General features: G+C 41.5%; 34 protein-coding genes. 6 read left to right on the top strand and 28 right to left on the bottom strand.

The window, feature by feature from the left end:
• Positions 1-45: 45 nt before the first annotated feature.
• The 4 genes from NYE24_RS30730 to NYE24_RS30715 form a co-directional block, all read right to left on the bottom strand.
• Positions 46-369 carry a hypothetical protein gene (locus NYE24_RS30730; RefSeq protein ID WP_342477427.1) on the bottom strand — a complete coding sequence of 108 codons (324 nt, stop codon included), beginning with the start codon at positions 367-369 and terminating at the stop codon, positions 46-48.
• Positions 370-376: 7 nt separating this feature from the next.
• Entirely contained in the window at positions 377-787 is a 411-nt protein-coding gene (locus NYE24_RS30725; RefSeq protein ID WP_342477426.1) for a hypothetical protein, read from the bottom strand.
• 50 nt (positions 788-837) lie between these two features.
• On the bottom strand, positions 838-1,557 hold the full coding sequence (locus tag NYE24_RS30720; RefSeq protein ID WP_342477425.1) for a metal-dependent hydrolase: 720 nt from the start codon (positions 1,555-1,557) through the stop codon (positions 838-840).
• Between the two features lie 90 nt (positions 1,558-1,647).
• On the bottom strand, positions 1,648-2,628 hold the full coding sequence (locus NYE24_RS30715) for a hypothetical protein (RefSeq protein ID WP_342477424.1): 981 nt from the start codon (positions 2,626-2,628) through the stop codon (positions 1,648-1,650).
• A gap of 559 nt (positions 2,629-3,187) precedes the next feature.
• On the opposite strand from NYE24_RS30715, the gene NYE24_RS30710 reads away from it, so the two are divergent.
• Positions 3,188-3,805 carry a hypothetical protein gene (locus NYE24_RS30710; protein ID WP_342477423.1) on the top strand — a complete coding sequence of 206 codons (618 nt, stop codon included), beginning with the start codon at positions 3,188-3,190 and terminating at the stop codon, positions 3,803-3,805.
• A complete protein-coding gene (locus tag NYE24_RS30705; RefSeq protein ID WP_342477422.1) occupies positions 3,789-4,871 on the top strand; it encodes an XRE family transcriptional regulator in 1,083 nt (360 codons plus the stop codon). Before NYE24_RS30710 ends, NYE24_RS30705 begins: the two co-directional genes overlap by 17 nt.
• A gap of 220 nt (positions 4,872-5,091) precedes the next feature.
• On the opposite strand, the gene NYE24_RS30700 is transcribed toward NYE24_RS30705, so the two are convergent.
• The 8 genes from NYE24_RS30700 to NYE24_RS30665 all read right to left on the bottom strand — a co-directional run bounded on the left by NYE24_RS30700 (position 5,092) and on the right by NYE24_RS30665 (position 10,318).
• On the bottom strand, positions 5,092-6,984 hold the full coding sequence (locus NYE24_RS30700; RefSeq protein WP_342477421.1) for a hypothetical protein: 1,893 nt from the start codon (positions 6,982-6,984) through the stop codon (positions 5,092-5,094).
• Positions 6,985-7,298: 314 nt separating this feature from the next.
• A complete protein-coding gene (locus NYE24_RS30695) occupies positions 7,299-7,982 on the bottom strand; it encodes a site-specific DNA-methyltransferase (RefSeq protein WP_342477420.1) in 684 nt (227 codons plus the stop codon).
• A gap of 73 nt (positions 7,983-8,055) precedes the next feature.
• Positions 8,056-8,664, bottom strand: a complete 609-nt coding sequence (locus tag NYE24_RS30690) for a recombinase family protein (protein ID WP_342477419.1) — start codon at positions 8,662-8,664, stop codon at positions 8,056-8,058.
• Positions 8,665-8,804: 140 nt separating this feature from the next.
• Entirely contained in the window at positions 8,805-9,002 is a 198-nt protein-coding gene (locus tag NYE24_RS30685) for a hypothetical protein (protein WP_342477418.1), read from the bottom strand.
• 491 nt (positions 9,003-9,493) lie between these two features.
• Positions 9,494-9,685, bottom strand: coding sequence for a hypothetical protein (locus NYE24_RS30680; protein WP_342477417.1), 192 nt, complete (start codon positions 9,683-9,685; stop codon positions 9,494-9,496).
• A gap of 35 nt (positions 9,686-9,720) precedes the next feature.
• The gene (locus NYE24_RS30675; RefSeq protein ID WP_342477416.1) at positions 9,721-9,861 is read right to left on the bottom strand and encodes a hypothetical protein; all 141 of its coding nucleotides are present in this window, start codon (positions 9,859-9,861) and stop codon (positions 9,721-9,723) included.
• Positions 9,862-9,925: 64 nt separating this feature from the next.
• A complete protein-coding gene (locus tag NYE24_RS30670; protein ID WP_342477415.1) occupies positions 9,926-10,096 on the bottom strand; it encodes a hypothetical protein in 171 nt (56 codons plus the stop codon).
• 66 nt (positions 10,097-10,162) lie between these two features.
• Positions 10,163-10,318, bottom strand: coding sequence for a hypothetical protein (locus tag NYE24_RS30665; RefSeq protein ID WP_342477414.1), 156 nt, complete (start codon positions 10,316-10,318; stop codon positions 10,163-10,165).
• A gap of 138 nt (positions 10,319-10,456) precedes the next feature.
• On the opposite strand from NYE24_RS30665, the gene NYE24_RS30660 reads away from it, so the two are divergent.
• Positions 10,457-10,852, top strand: a complete 396-nt coding sequence (locus tag NYE24_RS30660) for a VOC family protein (RefSeq protein ID WP_342477413.1) — start codon at positions 10,457-10,459, stop codon at positions 10,850-10,852.
• Between the two features lie 155 nt (positions 10,853-11,007).
• On the opposite strand, the gene NYE24_RS30655 is transcribed toward NYE24_RS30660, so the two are convergent.
• The 14 genes from NYE24_RS30655 to NYE24_RS30590 all read right to left on the bottom strand — a co-directional run bounded on the left by NYE24_RS30655 (position 11,008) and on the right by NYE24_RS30590 (position 18,880).
• A complete protein-coding gene (locus NYE24_RS30655; protein WP_342477412.1) occupies positions 11,008-11,145 on the bottom strand; it encodes a hypothetical protein in 138 nt (45 codons plus the stop codon).
• 280 nt (positions 11,146-11,425) lie between these two features.
• The gene (locus tag NYE24_RS30650) at positions 11,426-11,728 is read right to left on the bottom strand and encodes a hypothetical protein (RefSeq protein WP_342477411.1); all 303 of its coding nucleotides are present in this window, start codon (positions 11,726-11,728) and stop codon (positions 11,426-11,428) included.
• Complete coding sequence (locus tag NYE24_RS30645) at positions 11,728-11,937, bottom strand: hypothetical protein (RefSeq protein WP_342477410.1); 210 nt, start codon at positions 11,935-11,937, stop codon at positions 11,728-11,730. Before NYE24_RS30645 ends, NYE24_RS30650 begins: the two co-directional genes overlap by 1 nt.
• A 46-nt stretch (positions 11,938-11,983) precedes the next feature.
• Complete coding sequence (locus NYE24_RS30640; RefSeq protein ID WP_342477409.1) at positions 11,984-12,643, bottom strand: hypothetical protein; 660 nt, start codon at positions 12,641-12,643, stop codon at positions 11,984-11,986.
• 183 nt (positions 12,644-12,826) lie between these two features.
• Positions 12,827-13,225, bottom strand: coding sequence for a hypothetical protein (locus NYE24_RS30635; protein WP_342477408.1), 399 nt, complete (start codon positions 13,223-13,225; stop codon positions 12,827-12,829).
• Between the two features lie 667 nt (positions 13,226-13,892).
• Positions 13,893-15,092, bottom strand: coding sequence for a replication protein (locus NYE24_RS30630; RefSeq protein ID WP_342477407.1), 1,200 nt, complete (start codon positions 15,090-15,092; stop codon positions 13,893-13,895).
• Positions 15,093-15,119: 27 nt separating this feature from the next.
• A complete protein-coding gene (locus NYE24_RS30625; RefSeq protein WP_342477406.1) occupies positions 15,120-15,329 on the bottom strand; it encodes a hypothetical protein in 210 nt (69 codons plus the stop codon).
• 468 nt (positions 15,330-15,797) lie between these two features.
• A complete protein-coding gene (locus NYE24_RS30620) occupies positions 15,798-16,487 on the bottom strand; it encodes a Rha family transcriptional regulator (RefSeq protein WP_342477405.1) in 690 nt (229 codons plus the stop codon).
• 203 nt (positions 16,488-16,690) lie between these two features.
• Positions 16,691-16,966 (bottom strand): hypothetical protein, encoded by a 276-nt coding sequence (locus NYE24_RS30615; protein ID WP_342477404.1) that lies wholly within the window; start codon positions 16,964-16,966, stop codon positions 16,691-16,693.
• An 81-nt stretch (positions 16,967-17,047) separates the two neighbouring features.
• Positions 17,048-17,215 (bottom strand): hypothetical protein, encoded by a 168-nt coding sequence (locus tag NYE24_RS30610; RefSeq protein ID WP_342477403.1) that lies wholly within the window; start codon positions 17,213-17,215, stop codon positions 17,048-17,050.
• Between the two features lie 367 nt (positions 17,216-17,582).
• Positions 17,583-17,777 (bottom strand): hypothetical protein, encoded by a 195-nt coding sequence (locus NYE24_RS30605; protein ID WP_342477402.1) that lies wholly within the window; start codon positions 17,775-17,777, stop codon positions 17,583-17,585.
• Entirely contained in the window at positions 17,770-18,213 is a 444-nt protein-coding gene (locus NYE24_RS30600; protein ID WP_342477401.1) for a hypothetical protein, read from the bottom strand. Before NYE24_RS30600 ends, NYE24_RS30605 begins: the two co-directional genes overlap by 8 nt.
• A gap of 138 nt (positions 18,214-18,351) precedes the next feature.
• A complete protein-coding gene (locus NYE24_RS30595) occupies positions 18,352-18,501 on the bottom strand; it encodes a hypothetical protein (RefSeq protein ID WP_342477400.1) in 150 nt (49 codons plus the stop codon).
• A gap of 106 nt (positions 18,502-18,607) precedes the next feature.
• The gene (locus NYE24_RS30590) at positions 18,608-18,880 is read right to left on the bottom strand and encodes a winged helix-turn-helix domain-containing protein (protein WP_342477399.1); all 273 of its coding nucleotides are present in this window, start codon (positions 18,878-18,880) and stop codon (positions 18,608-18,610) included.
• Between the two features lie 145 nt (positions 18,881-19,025).
• Between NYE24_RS30590 and NYE24_RS30585 the strand changes: the two genes are divergently transcribed.
• Positions 19,026-19,493, top strand: coding sequence for a helix-turn-helix domain-containing protein (locus NYE24_RS30585; RefSeq protein ID WP_342477398.1), 468 nt, complete (start codon positions 19,026-19,028; stop codon positions 19,491-19,493).
• 18 nt (positions 19,494-19,511) lie between these two features.
• The gene (locus tag NYE24_RS30580) at positions 19,512-19,946 is read left to right on the top strand and encodes an ImmA/IrrE family metallo-endopeptidase (RefSeq protein ID WP_036691452.1); all 435 of its coding nucleotides are present in this window, start codon (positions 19,512-19,514) and stop codon (positions 19,944-19,946) included.
• Positions 19,947-20,019: 73 nt separating this feature from the next.
• On the opposite strand, the gene NYE24_RS30575 is transcribed toward NYE24_RS30580, so the two are convergent.
• Both NYE24_RS30575 and NYE24_RS30570 read right to left on the bottom strand, forming a co-directional pair.
• Positions 20,020-20,283 (bottom strand): hypothetical protein, encoded by a 264-nt coding sequence (locus NYE24_RS30575; RefSeq protein WP_342477397.1) that lies wholly within the window; start codon positions 20,281-20,283, stop codon positions 20,020-20,022.
• A gap of 508 nt (positions 20,284-20,791) precedes the next feature.
• Positions 20,792-21,436, bottom strand: coding sequence for a cell wall hydrolase (locus NYE24_RS30570; protein ID WP_342477396.1), 645 nt, complete (start codon positions 21,434-21,436; stop codon positions 20,792-20,794).
• Positions 21,437-21,596: 160 nt separating this feature from the next.
• Between NYE24_RS30570 and NYE24_RS30565 the strand changes: the two genes are divergently transcribed.
• The gene (locus NYE24_RS30565) at positions 21,597-22,340 is read left to right on the top strand and encodes a hypothetical protein (RefSeq protein ID WP_342477395.1); all 744 of its coding nucleotides are present in this window, start codon (positions 21,597-21,599) and stop codon (positions 22,338-22,340) included.
• Positions 22,341-22,362 lie beyond the last annotated feature (22 nt).

Here is a 22,362-nt window from a genome sequence, read left to right as displayed (position 1 = left end):
CAAGCAAAAGTATCAGTAGAACTGCCAATACCCGAAATCGTTGTCTCAACCTCCCCACCCCCAAATCGCCATGTAATCGTAAAACTGTGACAGCAGGGTAAATACCGAGCCGGTCATGAATAACAGTATCAGGCCGAGCGCCAACGCCATCCGCTTCCAGAACTTTGAGTCCTTCAAGCTTCTTGCTCCTCGGCTAACCGAAAACAGGAACCCAAAAAATCGGATCAGCCAATAGGCTAAGGCTAATACACAGAGTATCGTCCCTGCTGCTCCGGCCAGAACCAAGAACCATTTCAAATCCTCGACCACTCCTGGGTCAACCGTGTACATTTTTTTCATTTTCGAGATATAGTCGTTGTCTTTCATCATTTAGCCACTAGGACCAGTGTCGGTACTGATCCACCATTTGGATGAACGTTGTTGTTGTGCCTCCGATATCTTGCTTAGAGGTCCAGTTATAGATATTTTCGAGGAAGCTGAAGAACGCACCGCTGATGAAGAGGAATACAATAAATACAAGCAGACCTGCTTCAATCCAAAACCACTTATCCTTAATGGTACCCTTACCGGTACTGATCTTGACCAGTTTGATGATGACTTTAACGATAACAAATACCAGTGTGGCTATTGTCAGTAAAGAGATGACGAGTCCAATCGGCGTAAATACAAAATCCAGTCCATCGAGCACCTTCCAGTTAAATTTCATCTTCTCCTTAATCTTGGTGATTGGATTATCATCGGCGTAAGCCAACATCGGTAACATAAACATACTAAATAGGACCATCATGATGAGGGTCCCTGTCTTTCTGATTTTCATGTTAATCTTCCCTTCTATTATCAGTAGAATATAATCAGCCAAATTGCGATACTACAGAGCCAGCAGCTTCTGGCGATCCACCGCTCTACTGCCCCGCCATTCCGCAGCAGATTCAGTGCCACCTTCAGCCGGGGGATCAGCACGGACCGAATGCCCTCCACCGTTACCGCATCCCCGGCCAAATGCGACCACCATCCTGCCAACAAGCCTAAACCCAGCGCCTGGAGGAGAACCGGCTGAGTCGCGATAAAAGAGACTACGCCAAGGCTTAAAGCACCAGCGAACTCCGGACTATGAATAATCCCGCGATGCTTAACAAAAGGCATTATCAGTAAAGCAAAGCCAGCAAGCAACGTGAGCCAATGTAGGCTATAAAGTTCATATCCGGCAAGCAGCAGCAGTCCAAAGCCGCTTAGTAGGAGCATACGTAGCCTAGAGGCTAAGGCAAGAATCAAGCCTACTGCTGCCCATAGCCAGGGCATCGGTTGCTGCAGGACAAACCATAAGATTCCCACCCCCAGGGATAGAGCAGATAAACCTTTCAGTTTCTTTCGCGTCCTTACCGAGAATTGAAGCTTGTTACTAACCGTGCTGGTCTTATGGTCCAGATCCGGCAGCAGTCCGCCGATCCCTGCTGCAGCAATCACTAAGGCGGCAGGTACGATGGACAGAGCTGGCATAACATAGAGCACTGCGGAACCAGCCAGAATCGCCATTCCTATATGTCCTTGTCGATTCATTTTGATTTCACCCCCTTTCCGGACAGCGCAAAATACCGCTTCAATGCTTGAAGCAGTTCAGGACTTGCAGTGATTGAATAAAACTTTCTATTAGAAAAACCGGCCAAGGCCCCGCTTTTTCTGTTTTTGCAAAATCGGAGATAAGAGGCCTTCCAGCAATTCATCTGTATTCGCCTGGGGATGAAATGGATCTGGATGATTCGGTAGCGCAAATACGGGCCTGCCGCTTAAGCATCCCGCCACCATCTCCCGATTCGGTTCGTTCGCCAGTGGCAAAGCAATCCGCCAGTATTCCTGCGGCACTCGGCTATGCTCCCTGCAGAAGGAGATCAGCTCCTTCACCCGCCATTCACTACCGGAACCGACCAGGACAGGTATGCTGGCTTGTACAAATAGTTCCGCCTGCTTGCTGCTCTGTAAACTCCCTAAGTCCAGCACCGTATAGCGGTAGTCGCTCATCAGCGCTCCGATCCAGTACTCGGATACCTCTGCCTTATATAGAGCCACATTATTCAATTCATAACGGGGATGATCCGAGAAATCGCCTTCCTTAATATATTCCAGGAAAGAGAAACACGGATGATTCCCGCCTTCCCACACCGCTACTTTGGTCTTGGCGTAACGGGCTAAATAGTGGGCAATGAGCAGCGCAGTATGCGTGCTGCCAGCCCCTTCATACACACTGCCTACCGCGATAACGATCCTTTCCCCTGTTCGGCTGAAGTTCATTTCAGGCAGTGCGATCTGTTGCGGCTTCGCCTCCACCAAATGATGAGCTTCGAGCAGCTTCTCTTGCCAGCTCCCGTTCAGCCATACGTCCGAAGCGCCCAAGGCGGTCCAGCTTCGAACTGCTGTCGATGATAGGCTAGATGCCTCACTAATCACGACAAACTTTACGGGGATCTCTTCCGCTAATGGTAAGAGGCTACGTGCCTCATCCTCATGGATCAGGACGTATTCCGGCATCAGGATCAAGGAGCTTTCTTTGACTTCCTCAAACGTACCGCACACATGAAACTTAAAATGGGGATCACTGATTTCTGGCTTTACGCCAACAAGTACAATATGCAATGATGTCCTACCTCCTCTAGGGAATATGTCTACTGTATGATCATAGCTCAGGGAGGCAAGTCGAACGTGTTAAGAATATTCTGAAAAAGTATGGGTTATTTAGATATCTTCGTTAGCTGTGCCTCTTTTCTTGCCATCGAAATTTTGTTCAATACCAGTCGATAATGCGATGTGGTATTATAAAAAAACGTGATTATGCATGCGCCAAAAGTATCTATAAAAGAGAACTTGCAATGAAAGGCTCCGTGTTTCCTTACAAAACTGAGTTACAAACTTACTTACAATCTTTTAACTCTTCCTTTGATCTCTCAGCATCTTGGGATAATAGATTTAAGCAGGTTGATAGAATTTTAAACCTAATGATACCTCTTGGCATTACCTTCGGGAATATTACGAGTGGAAAGCAGATAAAGCCAGCCAGTATCATTTACAGAGCTTAGTTTATCTCTCATTTTCCACGTTTAATACACAATGGAATATTTTTCGGAATAATTCCTGTTGATTTTACTGTAATCAATGTTAAGATATGATTAAAGATGCACACTAAGGGGGTATGGACATGGAACCTATAGCAAAAGAAGATGCTCAAGAGGTGTTAACACCCTATCTAGCTCGATTAAACAAGGTGATTGTTGGAAATATTAATTACTATTATAACGGACCTCAATACGCAGCAGTCAGGCATCAACACTCACCAAGAACTGACGCTTCAATTTGTCATGATTTAATCATTAATGGACTACGAACTGAATTTGAAGGAACACCCTTTGTACGTTTTGTAACAAAAAAAGGATTATTTATGATGATCATAAGAGAAGTCGTAGTACTTCGTTTTAAAAAGTTCAATGACAAACTACTTTCGAGTGGTATCAGGACACAACAAGCAATGTTTTACAATTTACAAGATACTATCAGCTTGGAACTTGATGGAATGCCTCCCGATGGACTCCTACACATTGGTTATATTCCCAATGAACTGGAAACCGGAGTGGGCGAAATTCACGTTACATATAGATATGGTGATGTGAATGTTTGGTCGTGGGATATAACCTCTGAACAAATTTCCGATGTGGTGCCATATCCTTTGGTGGTAGCAAAGGATACAACGAAGATAAGAAAACCAAGAGTCAAGGGGAAAGAAAAGAATGTTGGTGATATAGATGCAGGTAACTTATGATGAACTACCTTTTAACAAACAATTACTTACTTTAGCCAGAGAATCCAGAGGAATAAGTCAGATTGAACTTGCGAAGTCTCTTGGATTATCTCAAGGTAAAATGTCTAAAATCGAAAATGGTTTGATTGGTGTAACTACAGAAGAGCTAGAAAACTTCGCTAAATACTTGGACTATCCTGTTAGTTTTTTTCAAAGAAATGAAAAAGTACACGGTGTAGGTTTGAGCGAGTTTTATCACAGAAAACGGCAATCAGTACCACAAAAAAGCCTAAATAAAATATACGCTAAACTTGAAGCAAGGCGGATGGAGATATCTCTTTTGCTAAAATCAGTTGATCTCGGTGAACCTGATTTTCATTATATGGACCCAGATCGATTCAATGGGGATATACCACAAATTGCAGCAACAATTCGGGCAGCATGGCATATTCCACAGGGACCAATTCAAAATGTTGTTGAGGTAATTGAAAACGCCGGTGGGATCATTATTCCATTTGACTTTGAAGGGGTAAATATTGATGCAATTACGATGTTTCATCCTAATACTCCTCCATTAGTTTTCACTAACTTCGACAGACCAATGGATCGAATCAGATTTACATTGTGCCATGAACTTGGCCACATAATAATGCACAGAAAGCCACCTGATGAGGAAACTGACATTGAAGAACAAGCCAATATATTTGCTTCTGAGTTTTTAATGCCGAAAACAGAAATAATTGCATCGCTTAGTGAATTAACTCTTAAAAAGCTCGCCTCATTAAAATTGTATTGGAAAGTAGCAATGAGTGCTCTTTTAGTAAGGGCGTCAACGTTAGGTAAAGTAAACGCTGGGCAGAGCAAATATCTTTGGGAACAGTTAGGGAAACACGGGTATAAAACAAAGGAACCTGAGGAATTAAACCCCCCAAAGGAAACTCCATACATGCTTGAAGAGGTAATTAAACTCCATCAAGAAGAACTTGGGTACTCCTCTTCTGACTTAAGTCGTACTCTTCACCTGAATGATCTTGAATTCAGAAAGATGTATACCGCCCACACTTCTCATCTTCGATTAGTCAAATAGTAGTGCCCCCGCCAAGAAGTGAATGGCGGGGTGTTTGATTATGTAGTTACATCTATAATATCAATCTCTATCATCCTCGCTGGTCAGCAGCTAAATTCGCCGGGTCTCTTGGCTGGCCTAACACTTCTTCTTTTTTAAAATGGTTTAAAAAAAGCCCCGTTAGGGGCAACAATATTACTGATACAACAAATGAACCAGGAAATGATTCTATATATTCAATTCAGAAATCCATAAAATCGTACAACTCATTAAAGAAGCTGTAGGTATTTTTCATTTCAATTATTGATCTAAGAATATCTTTATTTTTAATCACTCGAAAAAGTTCATCAGCAATTCGATCTCTATATTTTAAACCACTAATTTTGTTCCCCCAAAATGTTTTCATCAATTCCCAACAGATATCTTTGAAAATCCCTTCTTTTAAGGTAGAGTAATAATCAGTGGCATTTTTCTCTCTAAATCTATAATATAACTCATCAGTTTTATATTTTATTGCTTGGTGTAAAGCTTCATCCATCATATCCATATTACTAAATACTCTTATAAGTTCTTCTTCAATATGGTACAGCGGGGCTTTACAGGATTCATCAAATTCTTCGAAAGAAATATCTTTTGCTTGCACATAGATATCAAAGTTTTCATACATTCCACTTCGATTTACAGATGCCCTTACTACACCAGCTGAAATTCCACTTCTAACCTGCTTTTCCAGTCGTGAATACAATAAATCGTGTTTATCATTTAATTTCCCATTAACTTTTCGAACTGCATCTTTGATTTCCCAAAGCTTCTCTTTATGAGAGTTTTCTATACTATTGCTCAGAAAATTCCCTAACTGGCGGTTTATTATAGATAATTCGTTACTAAATTCGTCATACATAAAGATTAACTTACTTTCAATATTCTTTATTAATGACATTCTTTCATTATGATATTTCTCAAAATTAATACTGATTATTTCATATTCATCGCTATCATATTTAATGCCGAGGTAAGAATTATAGAAAAACATATTATTCTTATCCAAGCAAATGTTATTCCAATTCGCTATAGCCTCTTCTCTTTTTTTATCCTTACCATTTTCACGTCCATCAGCACCATTAACTCTTGATAATTTTGCACCTTGCTCTATTCCCATAACAAAATTTCTAAATTTTAAGTCATTATTTTTAATAATAAATTGATTTTTCAGGAAACTATCCGAAACAATATTCCCATAACCGGTTAATTCATCGCAGATGATACATATGTTACTAATATCTTTACACATCTCAATAATATCTTCACGGACACCTTCTCCATCGATACCCCGGGTATCTTTTACAATTTGAATAAAATTCGGGAAATCAATCTTATAATCCTCCTCGTTTAAAGAAAGAATTATTTTAGAAGGGTAAGGAACATCAGCGAGTACACCTTCATTTATATCTAAAAGTGTTTGTTTAATCCAATCCTTTATATTTCTATCCTTTGGATATGCGAATTTTATATTAGTTCTATTTTCATAATTAATTTGCTTAAAAATAGCATTTTTTATTAGTATCTTCAAATCCTTATCCTCAATATCATCTTCACTGAGCACGTCTTTTATATATTGGATTTGAGAGTCTTTATCTTTTTTCGAGAAATTAGACATGTTTCCAATTACTCTATGTACTTCAAGAGAACTCCTTACTTTCTCATCATTGCTGTCTGCAAATAGAACAGAACAATAATCATCCACTAGTTCTCTAAAGATATTCGGTTCAAGTCTCTCTATTTCAATATATGTATCAACAGTACTATTTAGTTGAAAAATAGTCTCACATAACGTCGTTCTTCCCTCAGCCGTCTTCAAAAGTGGAATATCCACTATTTTGTATCCTTCTACCATTTTACTATCGTCAACTAAGCCCAACAAATTGGCAATTGCAGTTGATTTCCCAATTCCAACTCTACCAACGAAGCATAAATTATATTTTTCAATCGAACAAATTTCCTTTATTCTATTTATTCGATTGATTAAAGGACGAGTCATAATTTTCACAATTTGGTTTATATCATGACGTTCAACAATTTCATTTGCTTTTTGAAGATTTTCCTCGCACTTATCTATAACTTCAAATCTCTGCATATTATGCCTCCCAATTCTTATGGAGTTTCAATCTAACGGAAGTCTGAAATATAGATTCAAGTAGCACTCTAGATTAACCCTATAATTCCTAATTCGACATGAATTTCCGAATTCCTGCAAATCTAGCGGGAAAACTTGTCTAGTTAGAAAGAACATTGTTTGAACTCGAAGTCCACCAGAAAAACACCGGTTGACAAACCGAACGCCTTATAGTGGTGTAGACAACGTAAATGTAAAATTCGAGCTATACATACCTATACCTACACTTAGTTCTGTCTCTCCCCCAACCTTATAAGAGATCCCCGATGTATTACTTATTTACGCTCCCCCTCCAACCTCCCTATAGAAACTGCATACCACCCCGAGTCCACTTCAAAAGCATCCCATCGCCGATTCAGAGTTGCTGCTGCTTCCGGTACCACTCCACTACCTGCAAAGAAATCAACAACATACTCCCCTACCTCACTACTGTTCTCAATAATTCGTTTCATCATATCTAGCGGCTTCTCCGTAGGATGAATGGTTTGATTCCCTGGAATGCGCGGGATCTGCCATATATCTGTTTGATTCCGAGTGCGTATCCGCCGAACGTTCTTCTTCCCTTTCACTGCCATTATGATAAATTCATGCTGGTAACGGTATTGCCATCCCATGCCCATATTCTTCTTATCCCATACAATACAGTTTTTGATCGTAAATCCGGTAATCTTAAGCCAGCGAGCCATATCTGGATATGTACGCCAATCGATAAAAATGTATACATGACTACCTGGTTTCAAAATGCGATAGGCTTGTTTGAGCCAAGCAAGACAAAATCTGCGGTAGTCCGGAAACGGGAGGTTATCATTGGGGAAAATCTGAAAACGGGGTTTCTTGTTCTTGGTTTGAGTCGTTCCTCCAAATTTCAAATTATACGGCGGATCGGCAATTACTAAATCTACAGTTTCATCTGCAATTACTTTTTGAGCCCCTTCAATACAGCTATCCAAATATAACATTTGAAGCCCTCCCTTGGTGTAATGGTTACAATGGTTATATACGGATGAACAGGAACGTAAGTTCCCATTATTTTCATTCAAGATTACTTTCATATTCTTTCACTCTACGATAAAATGTAGGCTTCTTCATACCGATCCTTCTCATCGCTTCCGTTGCAGTAAATTCGCCGGATTTCCACGAACCATACACTTCAATAAATGTATTATCAATCTCCTGTTTGGGTCGTCCAAAAGTAACTCCTTCCGTCCGGGCTACCTCAATGCCTTCTGCCTGCCTTGAACGGTTCTTCTTCCGTTCCTGTTCCGCAACGTATGCCAGGAGGCTAAGGAACTGATCTTCCATAACCTTTCCGAAGTCTCCCATTGTCTTAAACTTTCGGGAATCGAACAGTATTTCGTTATCCAGGCATACAATGTCTGCCCCGATCTCTCGCGTGATATACTTCCACTCCGCAATGATACCGTCATAGTCCCGGCCCAGCCGATCCAGAGCATCTACGTAAACCAGATCACCTTCCCGCAGCATGAGCCGCATCGCCTGGTAACGTGGACGATCAAAATCTTTGCCGCTCTGCTTATCCACAAAAACAAACCGTTCCTCAATCCCTAATTCCCGGAACTTTAAAAGCTGACGCTCTACATTTTGCTCCTTTGTTGAAACTCTTCCGTATGCGATCTTCAATGGAACCCCTCCTAATAGAAAAAACGTCTCAAATGATCCCTTGAATCACTGAGACGTTCCAAAACTGATTTTATGGTCTTTTGAAACGAACTAATAACCAGTTATTCCGCTGTCTCAAAAAGCATGCTTTTTGGAACTAACTATTCATTAATAACTTCATAATATATGGCTTCAACACTTCCCTTAATTGGAAGAACACAAATCCCTTTTTCTTTAAGTTTGGAAATAATTATTCTGGCCTTGTCTTTGTCATCGCGCTGCTCTAATTCTTCAAATGATGTATATCCATGATGTCTTATGCCCATCCCCTTTATTCCTGTAGAGATAGCTATTTTCATTTAAAATCATCCCCATCTATGTGATATAAACGCTATACTCTCGGACTGCGCAATATCCCATGTTTTTTAATAATCGTTAGCTTTTTATTAAGAACAAAAGTTCCAATTTCAACTTACAATTTTGTATGGTAGAATTTAACTAATCTCAAGCAAAATACGATATTCATTTATCGTATTAAACTGGTCCCGGTGATCTCATCGGCTATCCACCAGAGAGTCGTATTTTTGCATGCGACTCAGACCAGGATAGACCCTTTCATTGTTAATGAATGAAATCTATCTTGGAGCTTACTTGAGAGGAGCGTGATAAGAATGAACTTTAAGTGTAAATACCTAGAGTTCAGCATCGCGCCGAGTACGTTTATTACAATCGCTATGGTTGTCTTAACTTTACTCGGATTCGATGTCACCCTTCCTTAAGGAAGGGTTTCTTTGTTTCTAATCTGTTCTCTTCTTCACAGTCTGCGTCAACACTGTAGTTCTCGTAATGCTCAGTATGTGATATCGTCAGTCAGAGTGATGTTATCCCTACTAACGTAAGTAACACGTGCAATTTTATTGTCTAAATCCTTTATCTTCACGTTGTACCTGTCAACTAGCTTTATTTCCAAATGCTCTATTTCAAAATTCGCTTCCAGCCATTGCAATATATAAAACTGCTCAACTGTTTCTGCTTTCAGCATCAAAAAATCTCCTTTGCTAAACTCCCTTATTGGCATTACTCTAAATCTTTCAGAAACTCTTTGTCATCATCAGAAGCATAAAACTCCAGCCAGCAAGCCAAACAAACAGGTTCTTTCTCATCATAAACAGGTCTTAGCTCAACCAGGTGAGTCGTTCGGCAGATCGTACATTCCATGGGCATATTCCTCTCTTCATTATCTTTTTTGCACACTGCGGCAAAAATTCATATTTTGCATATTTTAGAAGAGTGTACATGTCCTCAGACCATTTTCATCCACTGAATAATAATTAAGCAATTCCCCTTCTTCTTTTACAATTTTTTCTATCCCTAAATCAAAACATTCTTCAGCAGTCTTGGCTTCAATGATAAATCCGAAGTTCTTATTATCCTTTGTATAAAGAAATTTCATTCTCACCAAGACTCCACTCTTTTCTGTACGGATGCGACAACAAGCCAATACTCTCGGACTTTTGGATTATCTGATACCGTATTGTTGTTTTAGATCCGCAATCTGGTTTTCAATCTTGCGAAGTAATTTCTCTTCTTCGGCAATATCATTTTTTTTAGCATTGGAACGTTGAATATATTGTTTTAACGAATGCTTAATGATCAGTAATTCTTTGTACTCCAATGTGTTCACCACTCTCTCGTACTGCGCAACAATCACTATGACTCTCTATGGAAAAATAGTTCTAGCTAATGGGCAGGATAATGTGGTAGCCACCTTGAAATAATTTTAGAGATAAGTTTATGACAGGGGCTGAGTAATATGGTAGATGGGAAAATCTTGGGAATCGCCTATAATGTAATTCCGGTTAAAGATGCAGAAAAATCTGCAGAATGGTTTGTCAGTCACTTTGGTTTTAACACTAGAAATGATAGGGGAAACTATTTAAGCTTATTCAGGGACAACCGTCCAATAATTGATTTAATTGAATCTGATAATGACACAAGAGCAGTGTTTGAAGTAAATGGACAGCAAAGGTGGATTGTAACATTTTTTACAGATAATATTGACTCATTACACATGAGGCTAACATCTGAGGGAGTTACGACCAGACCTATTAGCAATGAAGGCATTTACGGCAAGTTTTTTGTTTTTGAAGACCTAGATGGAAACTTATTTGATGTATGGGAGCATAATGATTGTGAGTTAATCTTTTAAGAAAGCAATCTAACGTGAATCATTAGTTTAACAGCACAACGGCAGTCTATGAATTTGTTGGTTCAGAGCTGCCGCAATAGGCTATGATCCTGACCTTCCTATCCCTCCGTTACTGCGCAGTTTGCGTCAAATGTTCAGTATCCTCGTACCGCGCACTACTCAACGTGATAAATTAGGATCTCGTCCGTCATATGTTCCTCGACTAAATATGGCTTAATCTCTTTGTCGCTATCGACATCGACCGTTTGCACCGTGTCCAAGCCGTCCAACAAGAAGAAAACTTTCCGTTCCATAGGGTTAAACCTCCTTCGCTGTATGCGTCTATCATCCATTGAGCACCGCTTAAATGCTTACTGGAACATCTGTCTGTAATCTTTGGAATCGAATTTCCCGGTCTCTCTATCAACTGGAACTAATCCCAATTCAGTGTGAAACACATGGCATCTATCATTCGAATGTGCATAGCGAACTTCTTTATAACCGGCTTCTCTTAAGGCACGACACAATATCATTTGTTCAAACAAACCAAGCTCCATAAATTTCCGCTCCCTTGCCCATTGAATTTTTCACAATCTAACGCGAAGCCTCAGCCTCACAATCCACAGCTTTATGATCAAATTGTCGAACTGAAGCTTCGATAACAGCACGAATCTTGCTCTCTTCCGGAAGCTTGCCATGCCAACCCCGCTCATAGTTGGCCAGGCATCTAACAACCTCTTTTCGTTGATTCGGATACACCGTGAGTCTACTGATTCGACCTTCACCAATTCCAAACGAGGATGGCTCAGAAAATACCTGTGCTTGTACATAGAGACCTTGAACCTCTCCTTCATAAAGGCAACCTGTGTACAGTGGATGCTTATATTCCAATGGCATTATTTTTGTTCTCCTTCTTCTGCAAATGATTCGTACGCAATCGTCATCCCGGAATCACCTAACACATTTGCGTTAAATAAGACTTCTAGCGCAGTTTCATGTGAATGACCTTTTCCTAACATATGGTTATACATAAACTTGAGGTATATATCCCCATGTACGAATCTGAGCATTTGTGCTTCATTAAATACCGGATCATTAAATTCCATAGGATTAATCCTTTCTACTTCGTCAGATATATGTTCTGAAACACATCTAGATGATCCGCAGGGACTGCGCCAATAAAATAAGCGCCGTCTTCTTCACCTGATAGTACTTGGCACGGTACCAGTTAAAACTGTTCATCAGGTACTCGTCTAATTCTTCTTCCCGGCAAAAATACTTTGCTTCAACTAGCCGCAACTGATCAGGATCTAGGCAACGCAAGGCTTTCTCCATCGGGTATAACTGGTCCTCCACCTCCCAGATTTCATCTTGAAGCCGTTCGGCTTTATCAAACATACTCATGACTGCTTGCTCCGTTGAAGAGTGCGGGATGCCAGAACGTGCACTCACACCCGTAAGCTCCATACCCGCTGTAACTTTAGGCTCCTTCGGCTTAACGGTTTGAAGTTCTGCTTGTAACCATTGCTTCCGTTTGTTTGCCTGATAGTATTGCTTGAGCCGGTACTCCACGATAGATACATATTGCTGCCGGATCGCAACAGGAATATCCATCTCAATCTGCTCCACTTCTTCATCACAAGAACTGACAGCAGTTCTACCTGTTTTCTCCAAATACTCACGAATGACCATCAGTTCTTTTTGTCCGCTAGCGGTAATCTTCACAGACTTTTTTAACTTCTGGTATCTTGCAAATAACCAATCCACCGGCACCAATGAGATATTAAGCTCCGTGACTTGAAAATTCTTCAATGTTCCACACTCCCCCCCGGATAAGCTCTCTGTTTCTTCCAACTCGAAATCCCATGAACTTTGTTCAAAGTCTTTATTACAGACGCTGCAGCGGAAGATACTCTCTCCTACTTCATGGCATCTATTGCCGCAATGGAGGCAAATCACTTGCCACTCCCCCTTGGAAATGCTCTATTCCAAGCATCAGATTTCTTGAGCTCGGCTAATGACTTGAACATCAGGCCGAAATCCATACGCTGCATTGTCATCAAATTCAACATGACCCGAACTATCAATTTTTGTAATGACATGAGGAGCCTTCCAATCGAAATCCAGGGTACATCCACCGCTACCAGAACGGATAATAAGTACTGTATCGCCAACATTAGCACCTAACCGCTCGATCTCCTGATTCAGCTCCTGAGCTTCATAGTGCGCTTCGTCAATTTGATGGGTTAACAGTCGAACTGTTTTTCCTTCCGGAGATTTCACCGCATACAGATCCGGCCTACCTCCACGATGATAGATATCCATATAAATAATTCCACCCTCTAGTTCCTGCCCACAGTATGGATGAGCCGGGTCAATGATTTTCACCTTCATAAAGTCACCTTCCACATCGTATTTTTCTTTATCATTGATGGATCAGGCTTAGCGATTTACCCAGGCAAAAGCGATCTCACCGCGCCCTGGTTCTTCCACCACATAAGCCACACCTTTCGTAACATACGGGTTTGTACTCACTCGCAGAGCTCCGAATGAGGTTTGGATCGACTCATATTCTGCAATGTCTGCTTGTGGATTGACGCATATTTTCAGACGGTCAATGCTGCACCCCTTACTTGGGGATAACAAAGGCCGGATGGCCCTGTTAATTATATCCATAGCGCGAGGATGGATCGGCTTAGTGGAGAGTTGACTCATACCGATTCTCCTTTGAACACTCACATAGCAATACTGAGAGCGTATGTTCTGTTATGAAACCTGGCTTCACCTGCTCGGAAACCATAACTCTTCCCAAGCTGCTTCTTTTGCATTTCAGCCCCTACAGGCAGTTAATAACACGTGTGGTACCGTTCTTCTTGTGCTGCAATTGTAATTGCGCTGGCGTTACGCTCAGTACCAACCAATTAGCAGGAGTGAGGCGGTGCTGACTGATCAGTTGCTTTTGACGCCGTGTGGGACGTACTCCTCTGCTCTTTTTCTTATCCAGGTGATTCTCCGTGATCATTATCTTCCCAACCTTTCTGATAGCTGCCTTGAAAATAAGTTAACGGTTACTTACCTCTACCTTCTCCAAAGCTTTGGTTTCCTTGATCTCTTGTGCCTTCCGCATCAACTCTGCCATCTCATCTGGGCTAGGAATTACCCCGCTGCCGTCATCGGTCAGAATGGGGATCTCCGACTTCCGGCTTCTTCCTCCCTGATTGCGAGAACGTTCATTACTCCTTGGAGAAGGCGGTGTGGCTGAAGGTACTACAGTTATCCTGGGTTCCGGTTTGTCCATACCGCCTCGTTCACGATAACCCCGGAGGATGCCTTGTACATAAGCTAAATTCCGCTTATCCGTCCCCAGCCGGTAGGCTGCTCTCATCGCAGAGTGTAACCACTCCCCTCCGTAGGTACCGTGTAGGGTCTCTAAGTCATTCTCGTCAAAAGAGTTTAGCCTGCCGCCTGCAATAAAATTGTTTTTGTAGTCCAATTTGATATTCTGAATCGAATAATGTTCATGATCCGTCATTAGCGTGTCAGCGCTAGTAGTCATTGTTGTTATTGTAGTAGTAGTTCTTTTAAATCTTTTAATAGCTTTAATACTAGCTTTAGAAACGCTGAAACCTTTGATACGACTAGGATAATTGCGTGTGACGGTTCCCTTTTGGGGAACTGTACGGTTCCTCTTTTGGGAACTGGCTAGTTTCCTTTTCAGGAACTCCATTCCTTTTTCGGGGACTCGGTCCCCTTTTAGGGAACTCGGTTCCTCTTTTGGGAACTCAGTTCCTCTTTTGGGAACTTGGTCTCTCTTTGGGGAACTCGGTTCCTCTTTCGGGAACTCAGTTCCCTTTTCGGGTATAGTAGATTTCAACAAATTGGGCGAAGGTCTCGCAAGATTAAGATTGATTAGCTCATTGAACCTTCTGGGATTCGGGCTAATTACTGACTCAATGTTCCAGAGATCATAATGTTTGTTCACCTGAAACGTATTTATCTCCTTATCCCACAGAATCACATGCCCTTGAAGGAGTTCTTCTAAGACACCACGGATATGATTTTTACCGATCCCTGTCTCCGCAAAATCCTTCAATTCCGGAATGATGGCCGATGGCTTCCCGCACCCCCAGCTCAGCGTCAGGATAAAATCTATGACATCACGCTGGCGCTGAGAAAACTTCCGTCGGATCAGCTCTCGGTGTATTTCATGCGATATTCTGATGTGAGCATCCGTTGGCTGAGGATTAACACTGGAATCCACGGCATCGCCTCCTCTATTCTGTCGGGCCTAGATCGCCCGGAATCGCTTCGTTCTCTCCTGCCATTCCCGGTTCAGACCGCAGCCCTTAGCAGGGATCTCATAATGCCTGCGTCCGCATACGAACGACACGAATAGGCCGGTCGCCTGCTCATAGTACATTCCATTCAAGACCACTGGCGGCTGCTCGATCTGAACATCGATGAGATCAAACAGATCCATTTGTTCGATATGTTTCATCGCATGGCCCCCTTGTCACTCCGGTCCACTGAACGCAAAATTGCGCTAAGTGAAGAAATTGCATTGCTGAATGTTTTATGAGATAATAGCCGCGCGTGTTGGACCAGGTACGTAAGCATTTGCGGTGCTTATGTACCTTTTTTGTTGTTCACTCCGCTTAATGTTCTTCACTAGCACATAATGCTGCAACGGATTACGTTCAAACCAAATGGTTGCGAGTAAGGGTAACGTCATCTCTTCCTGCATGTATTCCTCACCTCCCTCTTATGCCCGGCACTGAGCGCAAAATTGCGTTCATCCCCTCTGCCAAGCTCAGCGCAGGAATGCGTTCACTGTCCTGTAATTACTGAACGCAATACTGCGTTTAACCCAGAATGGATCGTTTCGCTTAACGACAGACTGCGTTCAGTCAACTGGACGCAGAGAATCGCTCAGTAGGTGGAGTGAATAGCTGAGCGCAGAACCGCGTTAAGTTAGCGGTCTCCAGCCTTCTACATATTGCAATGCCTTTTCCAAGTCTCCTTTGCGGATATCTCTATAGCTGGCAACCTGAAACTCGGCGTAGATAGCCCGGTATAACTTCCGGTAGAATCCGGATCTCTCACTAGCCTGAGTTGACAACAGGTTCACCCTACGCCCTATAGCCGCATGCAGCTTCTTCTGCTCCACTGTCTTAAGAGTGACCTCCTTGGCTACATCGTTCAGCTGCTGTTCTACTTCGAGTACGCGTTCCTTAATTTGAGTAAATGCCGCTTCACTAATGAGCAATGGATTGCTTGGTCCCGAATCAAACCTGTCCTGATGTTTTAGTTGGCTCTCCATTTGATTGAAGGCCGCAATATAATCTTCCTTGAATCTCGCCGCTTCACGGCCGGTAAAGCCCGTAATCAGGAATACAAAGCCGTCCCGGGTTACCTTGTAGTAGGGGTTCTTGCGTCCCGACCTATCCGAATATTCACTAAGCGCAAAATTGCGTTCAGTGAATTCGGGACTGCATTCGAGTGTCTTAATGCTCCTTAGAATATCCGCATGACGTTTGCCGAACTTGTCCGCAATGCTCCGGCTATCGGTCATGGCTTGTCCATTCTCGACATAAACAAAATGACCATTCTCATCCTGGTTTATTGCAGACGATTGAACCGTGAGTCCGTTTGTCATTAACATCCACCCTTCGTTATGTAGTTCTAATGCGTCGAGCAACTAACTGTACATAGGGGATAGATTAGTCCTCCCACTATGGCGGATTCCGCGACCTTCCCGGCACTGACCGGTAGGTTTCGGCTGGTATCCCCCAGCCATCATCAGGCGGTGTTTCATCTTAGGAAGCTATAGACTTAGCCATAATGCGTGGATCGGCACCGTCAGCTCTGTCTCTTCACTGAGATCGCATCAGCCCATTCCCACGCTTCTGGTTGTTCCGAATTGGAAACCCGTTCGTATATGTTGTGATTATCCGCTTCTGCTACAATCTCAACGCGATACTCCATCCGTCTTCCGATCTGATCCTTGCCTCTGAAATAGAGATGCTTTCGGTCGTCAGACACAACCTTCACTATTGCAGAGATGTGCAGCCAGTCCTGAAGGTATTCTGCAGCAGCCCTGCCCGTGATCACCGGCAATAAGTTTGTATTCCCCACTTTCATTCACTCCTTCCGTTGTTATCTGATTTTCTTATTACATGTACAAGAGATCCCTCACCACATATCCTTATATGCCTGTTAATCAAATGATCTTTCATACAGCCTGGCCGCTTCCTCAATGGTTTTGAAATCAAACTCATAATACACAGCACGAACGACCTCTCTAATCTGCTCCTCGGCCCATCCTTTACGTAACAATGCTGCGCGGATATAACCTAGACATGCATTGTTGCTCCACTCTTGCAAAATTACCTTCCTCCTTTGGTTAACAATCTTCTTCTAATTCGCTTTATTTGCTTCCCTTTCATCACTTAAGAAGATATAAGGGTATTCATACGATACAACCCTGAACCCTGGATAACCTCTTTCGAAATACGCTTCAAGCTCCTGATCGAACACCACTAAATCTATTGACTTCAAAGCCCAAATCCTTTCCCCAACCATACTTTTAATTAATGGCTTATCTTTAACTAAAGAGCGCACATCTACATCCCCATTCTAATGATTGGACTTAACGCAATTTTGCGTTGAGTAATTAGGAATACCGAAGTCCTCTTTTCACAACGAACTGATTGCAAATTGCGTTCAGTATGAAAACTGGGCTTGTCCCACTCTATAAGGAAATACGCTGCATAACTAAATCTAAAATGTCTTTCGGAAGACCCAGAATTACGGTACGTAGAAGGTGGAGCTCTTGCTCCGCCTCATCACGACTCAGATCTTCATTTGTCGTATTAACCAAAACAGTAAGCTGCATAAATCTGACGGACAGCGCTTCGGCAAACTCCAATTTGTCCCACTCACTCATCTGGAACTCTCCGTACTAAAGAACTTTTGTGAACGAATTCACCTTGAAATACACACCCTTGATGAACCAGAGGTGGACTACCTTCTATGAACTCTTTGATAAGTCCACGCTTCTTTAATTCCTGGCCATACCCTCCCTCAAAAAGACGTTTGAGTATAGAAGATATGCAACGATTTATGATGGACTCCAGACGTTTCAGTTGTTGTTGGTAGACCTGCATGTCATATACATCTGTATGATTTTTTAATATTTTGATCTGTTCTTGCTTTAAGTACATACATTCAAGCCTTTTGAACTCCATCTCGTAATGCATTTCAATAATTTGTTCTTCATTAGCTTCTATTTCTGAAAATAAAGAATGACGTTCTTCTTTTATAGCGTCAATCTCTTGTGACTTGTTCACCAGTTGCTGAGCAATACTTAATAATTTCCCCATGCCACTTGCTCCTGTTCTTCTTACAAGTAAAAGTAAATTCCATGCCCTGTACCAGAATATTTAAGTTTGAATGAGTTCTACTTATGAAGTAGTTCCTTATATAAAAACTTTACAAAGGCTATAATGATAATGTTTGCTTCATTCCAGTTCTGCTGTATCTTGTAGGCATGCCCAAGCAGCATCAGCAATTGCAGTTTCCACTCTATCCCGCTCTGTCGGGTCTGTAACCAAATGGTCATCGCAGATATGAACCTTCGTCTCGCCAAATGTGTAGGTTGCTACAATCATGCCAGCATCCCCCCTGGCATTATGTGTATGCCGGGATGATCGAGGGACAACCATGATTTTTCACCTCAGTTCCGTAATATTTCATGGAAGGTAAGAAGTACTTAATTTAAATTCCCCCACTATTGATTACTGTATTTCCGTAACACACTTGAGACACATGCTCTAAAAAAAATATGTCCTCAAATGATTTTTCTGGAAAATTTTTAAGTATTTTCGCCATTACATCCTGTCCCAGAGAAAATCTATTATCATCTACTGGGAGCTTCGCTCTCCACAATGATGATCTTGATGCACCTAAGAAATCTGCAAATTCTTGCTCCGTCATTTTTTTATCCTCTTGAAGTTGATTAAGAATTCCGGGCTTTGGAATGACTCTCAACTATCTTCACCTCCTGTATCAATCTTGTTACAAAAATAATATAACACTGTTGTAACACGCTTGCAACAATAAATTTCAAGGATGATACATAATAGCGTTTCATCCTTGAAACACTTTCTGTTAAAATGGGGATGGGTGATACAAAATGAACTTAAAAGAGTTTGGGATTTATTTTGCCAAGTTAAGAGAACTAAGTGGATATAGAAGCCAAAGAGAATTAGCTTTAAAATCTGGCGTTAGTCATTCCACTGTAAATCGAATAGAATCAGGTAAACACAAAGTTACTCCTGAGAATCTGAAGGCATTAGCACCATATTTAAAAGATGTGGACGCTGATGATTTAATGAGGGCTATGGGCTATCTAGACAATGAGCAACCCATTGCTTCAGCTGAATCCAAATACTACAATCTTACTGCCAAAGACGAAAAGGACATCGGCAAAGACCTTGAGCGAATGCTTGCGGATCTCGAATCGAACGAGGCATTAGCTTTTAACGGGGAACCCATGGATGAGGAAACGAAGCGATTATTTGCGATCTCGCTAGAAAATTCTTTGCGATTAGCCAGAGAACTTTCCAAGCAAAAGTTTACTCCAAATAAATACAGAGATTAGTTAGGAAAGGGATACAGCATGATCAAAACTACTGTAACCCAACTAATCCAGAAGCACAGAACCAATGACCCCTTTGAAATTGCATCCCAGAAAAATATCCTGGTTCTTTTTGAATTGTTGGGTGACATGTTAGGCTATTATAATTCGAGTCGTAGATTACAGATGATACATATCAACAACACTGCTTCTCAGCAGGACCAACGTTTTACTTGTGCTCATGAATTAGGGCATGTCATTTTACATCCAAATGTGAATACTCCATTTCTCCGAAGACATACTCTTTACTCTGTGGATCGGATTGAACGGGAAGCGAATCAATTTGCTGTGGAGTTGTTGATGCCTGATGAATTGCTTTATGAATTTAAACATAAGAACTTCACGGTACAAGAAGCTGCGGCTATTTACGGGGTGCCTGCGGGCTTGGAACAACTAAAGAAAATAACTTATGAATAACATACACAAACATTTATAAAGAATATAGAATTCCGCCTGATTTCCTAGCGCGGGCAGAATTCTATCCCCCTTTTCATACAAGTCCAAATGCCGCATTTAAATTCTCCAAAGTATAGTCATAATCCACGTATTCTGGATGTTTAAAGTGAACTTCTGCAATTCTTGCTACCAAAGTTATCCCATAAGAATTCAAAGCGTTAGGATATTTCTGAACTACATTCATGATAACTCCAATGTCAGACAATTCTGCTGTTTCATTCTTCAATTTACCTTGTACTTCATAAATCTTTCTCTTAGTTTCAGTATCTAATAATTCAATCGGAATTATCATCTGCATTACTGCACCTCCCAATTTTCTATTTCGACCACTGGTTGATTTTCTCCTCTAATTTAATAATATCGCTCATTTTAGAGCCATTAGACAACTATTTCTTCCTTCACAAAAAGTTATTGCCTATATCTACAAGCTATACTACTTCTATCGTTTTGATATGCCGGCATTTTGGGAAGCTGCTACAGCCGTAAAATTGACCCTTTGCCAAATAATATCACTCCGAAATCATATTTTCATAATTCTATATTCTCTCTCAGGATTAAAATTCCTTTTTAACGTAAACCTTAGACCTAGAGGGAAGGATTTCGTAAATTTCATAAACACCCCAGGCAACAACTTGCTTTCAAATGAAATCCGGACCTCCAACGACTTTATCTCTTCTATGTATTTTCATTATTTCTTTACGTATCCATATGGTTATCCTTGAGTTCTGGAAAAATGCGGGGAAATAATAGTTAAAATGGCGACTTGTTCCGGATGTTCACCCACGACAAGCCGCCTGTTGATTAGTTTATGCTTTTGCAAACTGATGATGTTCTATTTTAACGGTTTTTGGTTTGGACCTTAGCCAGCGGTTGGAAGTCTTATCTGGATTGTAAAATGTTGTAGCCCCTTGTGAAGGGTCGTTTCCATTTATTGCTTCTTGCACAGCCTTGATAGTTTCTTCACTTGGAATTACGCGGTTAATATAGCCGTTCTGAATAGGTGAGTATTGACCTGGTTGATATATAACCTTGGAAATGGTGTTGGGCCACGACGGACTTTCAACTCTGTTCAATACGGAGGCTGCAACTGCTACACGCCCTTCATAAATTTCTCCGCCGGCTTCCGCTTCAGTCAATCGTGTAAGAAGTTTGAATTCCTCTGGCGTAACAGTTAATGGCCCAGTAGATATAGGGGATTGGATCGGCGCTTTAATCGCACCAGCTGTTACGAATTTTTGCAGAGATGCCCATGTTTTCTTGCCGACTATCCCATCAGCTGTAAGCTGATTGTCCTTCTGAAACTTACGGACAGCCTCTTCCGTTTTCCCACCAAATACTGAATCCGGCTTGCCGGGTGAAAATCCCGCTTGCTGTAGTGCATTTTGAAGCCTTAAAACATCCTCTCCGCTTGTCCCCTTTTTCAGCACTTTACTGAATGTTTCGTTTGACATAATCGCACCACTCCTTAGGGAATTGAATGCCTGACCGAACATTTTTAATATTTGAGAAAATCAGTATGATTATGTACTCCAATTATTATCATCATTCACCCATAAGCCCGCTGCCGCATAGGCTATGATCAAATATCCCAAAAGAATCAGGTGCTAATTTATGTTAATTCATCAAATAAAAAGACCTATTACCCATGAAGCTTTTTTCACCGGTGGAACTGTCCCCGAGCAGATCGAAATCTCGAATTCTGGCAACCAAAATTGGCTTACCATTAAAGCTCCTCAGGGGAATGTTATTTTTCAAAAGAAATACGACGAGCCTGTTGAACTGATGGACATAGGCAATTTCCTGCGCGATGCAAGACAGCAATTGGTGATTGGACGTTACTCGGGGAGTGGGAGCCGCCTTGAATTTGAGGTATTAGGCTGGTATCAAAATAAAGTATATTGTTTATTGAACAAATTTGGTGCGGACCAAGCTTTCATGCATGGACAAATCAAAATTCAGAACAATGCATTGTACGTAGCCGCCGCTACACAAGGAGTAGTTTACTTATGGGACGGCAGCAGCTTTGTCTCTTTTCCTTATTTAAACAATCCCAATCTTTCTTTGATAGAGGCAGGAGATCTGGTTATATACTACTGGTTCCCCGAAAATGCTAAGGGAATCTCAACAATTCCCGAAGATTCTACGATAAAAGTAGCACCAGGCACCCGAATTTTTCTTATCCGGGGCAATTTCGGACCTATAGAAAGAGTACTGCTGAACGGCGATATTTTTGAGTACCAAGAAGGAATGATTGTAATTACTAAAATAGGTAGCGGAGACTTTTCTGTTATCCCCAACTACGGTGATTGGACTAACGCTCTTTCATTTCATATTGAGAGCATTCAGAACGTGTGAAATCTAGCACATTAGGAACTCA

Source organism: Paenibacillus sp. FSL H7-0350 (assembly GCF_038593195.1).
GTDB lineage: Bacteria > Bacillota > Bacilli > Paenibacillales > Paenibacillaceae > Paenibacillus_AQ.
The sequence above is the reverse complement of the archived record's forward strand: the minus strand, read 5'-3'. Positions and strand labels throughout refer to the sequence as shown.

Bases quoted from the DNA above. Each gene is read 5' to 3' on its own strand.
- NYE24_RS30575 (WP_342477397.1), bottom strand. From the start codon at position 20,283: ATGCAGATGATAATTCCGATTGAATTATTAGATACTGAAACTAAGAGA.
- NYE24_RS30585 (WP_342477398.1), top strand. From the start codon at position 19,026: ATGAACTTAAAAGAGTTTGGGATTTATTTTGCCAAGTTAAGAGAACTA.
- NYE24_RS30600 (WP_342477401.1), bottom strand. From the start codon at position 18,213: ATGGGGAAATTATTAAGTATTGCTCAGCAACTGGTGAACAAGTCACAA.
- NYE24_RS30580 (WP_036691452.1), top strand. From the start codon at position 19,512: ATGATCAAAACTACTGTAACCCAACTAATCCAGAAGCACAGAACCAAT.
- NYE24_RS30625 (WP_342477406.1), bottom strand. From the start codon at position 15,329: ATGAAACATATCGAACAAATGGATCTGTTTGATCTCATCGATGTTCAG.
- NYE24_RS30680 (WP_342477417.1), bottom strand. From the start codon at position 9,685: ATGCTGAAAGCAGAAACAGTTGAGCAGTTTTATATATTGCAATGGCTG.
- NYE24_RS30730 (WP_342477427.1), bottom strand. From the start codon at position 369: ATGATGAAAGACAACGACTATATCTCGAAAATGAAAAAAATGTACACG.
- NYE24_RS30595 (WP_342477400.1), bottom strand. From the start codon at position 18,501: ATGATTGTAGCAACCTACACATTTGGCGAGACGAAGGTTCATATCTGC.
- NYE24_RS30695 (WP_342477420.1), bottom strand. From the start codon at position 7,982: ATGTTATATTTGGATAGCTGTATTGAAGGGGCTCAAAAAGTAATTGCA.
- NYE24_RS30570 (WP_342477396.1), bottom strand. From the start codon at position 21,436: ATGTCAAACGAAACATTCAGTAAAGTGCTGAAAAAGGGGACAAGCGGA.
- NYE24_RS30620 (WP_342477405.1), bottom strand. From the start codon at position 16,487: ATGACAAACGGACTCACGGTTCAATCGTCTGCAATAAACCAGGATGAG.
- NYE24_RS30675 (WP_342477416.1), bottom strand. From the start codon at position 9,861: ATGGAATGTACGATCTGCCGAACGACTCACCTGGTTGAGCTAAGACCT.
- NYE24_RS30635 (WP_342477408.1), bottom strand. From the start codon at position 13,225: ATGAAGGTGAAAATCATTGACCCGGCTCATCCATACTGTGGGCAGGAA.
- NYE24_RS30710 (WP_342477423.1), top strand. From the start codon at position 3,188: ATGGAACCTATAGCAAAAGAAGATGCTCAAGAGGTGTTAACACCCTAT.
- NYE24_RS30705 (WP_342477422.1), top strand. From the start codon at position 3,789: ATGCAGGTAACTTATGATGAACTACCTTTTAACAAACAATTACTTACT.
- NYE24_RS30685 (WP_342477418.1), bottom strand. From the start codon at position 9,002: ATGAAAATAGCTATCTCTACAGGAATAAAGGGGATGGGCATAAGACAT.
- NYE24_RS30700 (WP_342477421.1), bottom strand. From the start codon at position 6,984: ATGCAGAGATTTGAAGTTATAGATAAGTGCGAGGAAAATCTTCAAAAA.
- NYE24_RS30725 (WP_342477426.1), bottom strand. From the start codon at position 787: ATGATGGTCCTATTTAGTATGTTTATGTTACCGATGTTGGCTTACGCC.
- NYE24_RS30670 (WP_342477415.1), bottom strand. From the start codon at position 10,096: ATGAAATTTCTTTATACAAAGGATAATAAGAACTTCGGATTTATCATT.
- NYE24_RS30645 (WP_342477410.1), bottom strand. From the start codon at position 11,937: ATGGAATTTAATGATCCGGTATTTAATGAAGCACAAATGCTCAGATTC.
- NYE24_RS30650 (WP_342477411.1), bottom strand. From the start codon at position 11,728: ATGCCATTGGAATATAAGCATCCACTGTACACAGGTTGCCTTTATGAA.
- NYE24_RS30565 (WP_342477395.1), top strand. From the start codon at position 21,597: ATGTTAATTCATCAAATAAAAAGACCTATTACCCATGAAGCTTTTTTC.
- NYE24_RS30655 (WP_342477412.1), bottom strand. From the start codon at position 11,145: ATGGAACGGAAAGTTTTCTTCTTGTTGGACGGCTTGGACACGGTGCAA.
- NYE24_RS30720 (WP_342477425.1), bottom strand. From the start codon at position 1,557: ATGAATCGACAAGGACATATAGGAATGGCGATTCTGGCTGGTTCCGCA.
- NYE24_RS30605 (WP_342477402.1), bottom strand. From the start codon at position 17,777: ATGAGTGAGTGGGACAAATTGGAGTTTGCCGAAGCGCTGTCCGTCAGA.
- NYE24_RS30660 (WP_342477413.1), top strand. From the start codon at position 10,457: ATGGTAGATGGGAAAATCTTGGGAATCGCCTATAATGTAATTCCGGTT.